The organism is Lactiplantibacillus xiangfangensis (assembly GCF_001438845.1).
Lineage (GTDB): Bacteria > Bacillota > Bacilli > Lactobacillales > Lactobacillaceae > Lactiplantibacillus > Lactiplantibacillus xiangfangensis.
In genome coordinates this window covers 1-1,180 of record NZ_JQCL01000025.1, presented here as the reverse complement: position 1 = coordinate 1,180, position 1,180 = coordinate 1, and the positions used below count along the sequence as shown (strand labels likewise).

Here is a 1,180-nt window from a genome sequence, read left to right as displayed (position 1 = left end):
GCCTGATTTACAATTCAAGTGCACCACTTAAATAATTGGACCAAAAAGGCCATGAAGACCTATTCTTAAATCAACGACGAATTAAGAAAGAAGTGTCTCCATGACCCAATCTAAGCGTACCACGACTAGTCATTACCAACAACTCCAATCTGCCGAACGGACTCTTATTATGAACTGGCGATCTGATGGCCGTTCTTGCCATCAGATCGCCCAAATGTTGCACCGAAGTCCCAGCACCATCAGTCGTGAAATTCGACGAGGGAGCGTTCACCAGCTAGGCCCTAATCGACGACCTACACTGGTCTATTGGGCTGAGTCTGCCCAATTACTACACAATAAAGCCCGTGAAGCCTGTCACGCCCAGAGCTGGCTTGACAAGGCACCACAATTCTTCCTACAGCTAACTAAAGCGCTCAAAAAACGCCAACGTCTTTTAAGCGTAGATACCTTTGTGCACTATTATCAGGTCAATCACCCGGACGACCGGTGTCCTTCAGTGCCCACTGTCTATCGCTATATCGACGCGGGTGTCCTGAAATTAAAGAATGGCGATTTACCCATGAAGCTGCGGCGACACGCTAGATCCGGTTATCGTTCACACAAACGCCTAAACAAGCGTAACTTCGGGAAATCCATCGAAGAGCTTCCCGTAGAGGCCCAAGAACGTCAGGTCGCTGGCCATTGGGAAGGCGACTTGGTTAAGGGCAAGCGTGAGGCCAGTGAACCAGCACTAATGACCCTTATTGACCGGGCAAAACGGTATGCCATCATTGTCAAGATACCGAATTACCACGCCGATACCTGCCTTAATACGCTTCAGAACATTGTTGACGACTATGGACCGGAGCACTTCAAAACGGTGCTTTTTGACAACGGTTCTGAGTTTTCCAAACTTTCCCAGGTCAAGGGACCGGATGTCTATTTTGCTCATCCGTACTCGCCCTGGGAACGTGGCAGTAACGAGCATCTGAATGGTGAAATCCGTGAGTTCATTCCTAAGGGTAAGTCCATGAAAGAGCTAAGTATTGTGAACGTTCAGGCCATCCAGGATATCCTTAACTCTCGTCCCCGCAAGGTTCTGGGCTACCAGACTGCCATGTCCTTATTACCCGATTTCGACTAAGCTAGACCAATTGATAAGAATGGGTTGTGAGTGTTGCACTTGATTTGACAATTCAGG

Annotated in this window: 1 protein-coding gene; it reads left to right on the top strand. The window is 48.3% G+C overall.

The window, feature by feature from the left end:
* The first annotated feature begins 100 nt into the window (after nucleotides 1-100).
* Nucleotides 101-1,123: an IS30 family transposase gene (locus IV64_RS02450; RefSeq protein WP_057705586.1), complete on the top strand. Its 1,023-nt coding sequence runs from the start codon at nucleotides 101-103 to the stop codon at nucleotides 1,121-1,123.
* Nucleotides 1,124-1,180 lie beyond the last annotated feature (57 nt).